Source organism: Verrucomicrobiia bacterium, from assembly GCA_035574275.1.
In the GTDB taxonomy this organism is placed as follows: Bacteria; Zixibacteria; MSB-5A5; order DSPP01; family DSPP01; genus DSPP01.
This window is the reverse complement of record DATLYY010000049.1, coordinates 1-2,680: the sequence shown is the minus strand read 5'-3', so window position 1 is coordinate 2,680 and position 2,680 is coordinate 1. Positions and strand designations below refer to the sequence as shown.

2 protein-coding genes are annotated in these 2,680 nt (G+C 50.4%); one reads left to right on the top strand and one right to left on the bottom strand.

Translation table 11 applies throughout. The features are described from left to right. The coding region (locus VNL73_07460; protein HXF49246.1) for a hypothetical protein at window positions 1-919 on the top strand (919 nt) is incomplete at its 5' end. Window positions 920-1,857: 938 nt separating this feature from the next. On the opposite strand, the gene lepB is transcribed toward VNL73_07460, so the two are convergent. Next, the gene (lepB, locus tag VNL73_07455) at window positions 1,858-2,580 is read right to left on the bottom strand and encodes a signal peptidase I (GenBank protein ID HXF49245.1); all 723 of its coding nucleotides are present in this window, start codon (window positions 2,578-2,580) and stop codon (window positions 1,858-1,860) included. Window positions 2,581-2,680 lie beyond the last annotated feature (100 nt).

The window sequence follows — 2,680 nt, the reverse complement described above, 5'->3', positions numbered from 1 at the left end:
CGACAACCTGGCAATAGCGGCCTACCGCGCCAGTAATTATCCGGAGGCCATCCATTACGCGCTTTTGGGCTTGGAGGTGTCGGAAAAAATCAACTTCAAGGGCAACCACCTTTCCCTTCTCGCCACGCTGGGAGGCAGCTTGAAAGCCCAAGGGCAGTATGCCGAGGCGGAAAAGTATTTGAACTATGGGCATTCCTTAATAGAGGAAATCCATGATTTGCCCAGCGAGATTCCGCTCCGGCTGGAAAAAATCGAACTGGCTCTTTTGGTGAACGACCTGTCCGGGACGGAAAAAGCGGCCACCGAGACCTCTGAGCGAATAAAGGGGGTTCAAGACCGCAGCTTGCGGGCACGACTTGCCATGCTCTTGGGAAAGCTGGCCGTTCGCAATGGAAAAACCGCTGAAGCAAAAAAGCATCTGGATGATGCAGAAGCATTTTTGGCCGACAGCGAATATTTTCCGGAACGCCAGCGATTAACGCTGGAACGGATTGACTTATTGGGGATAGAAGACCAAACCGGAAAAATCGAGGAACTCCTATCCGGGGTCCGTCAGCTTTCGTCCGTGCCGGTGAGCACAACGCTTTCCTGTGAAAGCCTATTCTTGGAGGCGCGCTCCGCTTTTGATTCCGCGCAATGGGAGACCGCCCGCCAAAAAGCCGCCGAAGCGCTCAAGCTGGCTTATGATTTAGCCGAGCCGGAAAAAATCTGGCGGCTGCATCATCTTATGGCCAGGCTCTGGTTAGAGGAGAAAAACTACCAAAAGGCCTTCAACGAATTGCAATTGGCGGCACAGATTTTGGAGGACCTGAAGGGAAATTTCTCCTCGGAGGAAAGCTTGAACAGCTACTTCGGCGATCCGCAAAAAAGGGAGCTGCTTTCGGAAATTCAGAAAATAGCAGGATTGTTGAGTTACTGAAACCGGTTGTAAGGGTTATTTCGAATAAAAAAACAGAAGCCCCGCATTGCGGGGCTTCCGCTGCTAAAACAGCTTTCTGCTATTGCTGGCCGCTGGAACCCAATCCCGGAGCGACCTTCGCCTCAAGCTGTTCGATGAGCAGTTCGTACATCGGCTCACCTCCTGTGAGCTACGTCGGTTTCCCTCCCAGTCAACTGGAAGGGACCAAGCGTCCGGGCCTTGCGGCCAGTTCGTAGCTTTCTAAATACGGAACACTTGCATTTACAAATACGAATCTTTCAGCAAAAAAGTCAACATCAAGACCCAGACAAGCGGCCAATTTGAACCAAAAAGTGAAAATACGAAAAAACTTCACATTTTTTATAACCCAAAAACCCTCAAGCAACTAAGAAATATAAGTGCTCTATGTACTAAGTTAATGAATGCAACAACCCGGGTAGCTCCGCTCAAAACTAAGACAAATAAAAAAGGGCCGCCTTTCGGACAGCCCTTATTACCTTCGAAGGATAAGGCTGCTCGTACTATCCGCCGACTGAACCGCCGCCGCCGGGGGCTACCTTTTCCTCAAGTTGTTCGATGAGCAGCTCGTACATTACAACTCACCTCCCGCATATGTTATGCGTTCATTCACCCCCTCACACAAGCCGAGGGGACCGCCGTCCTGCCCCAAAAAAACCGGGGCCCTTACCGGAAAAATTTCCGGCAAAACCGTAAAACCCTTTTTACCTGAATTTAAAGTATGGGGGGATTCCAACAATTTGTCAAGCACTTTTTTGCAAAAAACCGGAAACTCTTGTTACAATCAACCAATTTAACTACATATAGTGGTCAGCTGCCAGCCACTACAATTTGTAGAATTGGCCTACAAGCCAAAAAAATATGCGGATTAGATGAATCGAAAAACGGCGCTTTAAATGATTAAGATTTACAGATTCGGATTAATCTACCACCATTCCCAACCGGTCGAACCGCATCCGCTCAAAGAAATGGGCGATGTTGTAAACCGTTAGGCTGATAAATTCAAAAACATACGGAAACTCCAGCTTCGGCTCCTGCGAATCTGGCTTCCAGGACCAGTAAACGATTATCGGCTTGCCGATAAGATATTTGCGTTCCAAAAAACCCCACTCCCGCGAATCCTGGCTGTCATCCCGGTTGTCGCCGAGCACGAAGAATTGATCCAGCGGCACCTGCTTGGGGCCGAAATTATCGCGAGAGGAAAATTCCCGCGGCAGTATCTTGGGGTCTTTGTGCTTGGCGTCCTGCGGATTCGGCACCACCTTCCCGTCCACCCGCAAAACCTTGTTCCGGATTTCCACCGTCTGCCCGCCGACGGCCACGCAGCGCTTGACGAAAACCCGGTCCGTGTTCAACGGATACTGGAAAACGATGATCTCTCCCGGCTTGGGATCTTTGAAATGGAAAATAAACTTGTTGACCAAAAGAAAATCCCCGGGCAGAAGGGTGTTCTCCATCGAACCGGTTGGTATGCGGAAGGCCTGCACCACGTAGGCGCGCAAAATGAACGCCAGCACCAAGGCTACCACGGCCACTTCGAGATAGTCCCGCCAGATGGGGCGGGTTCGGCGGCGCAAGGATATTTTCGCGCGGTCGGTAGTTGTCAGTTCGGCCACATCTAAAGTATCGGTAAGGCCTTGCAAAAGTTTACCGCCCGGAACGGGTTGATACGGAAGAGCCAGCTGCAACTCTGTATGGGAAATTTCCCATACCCCTCAATTTATGTAAGGTCGGCGTGTTTTT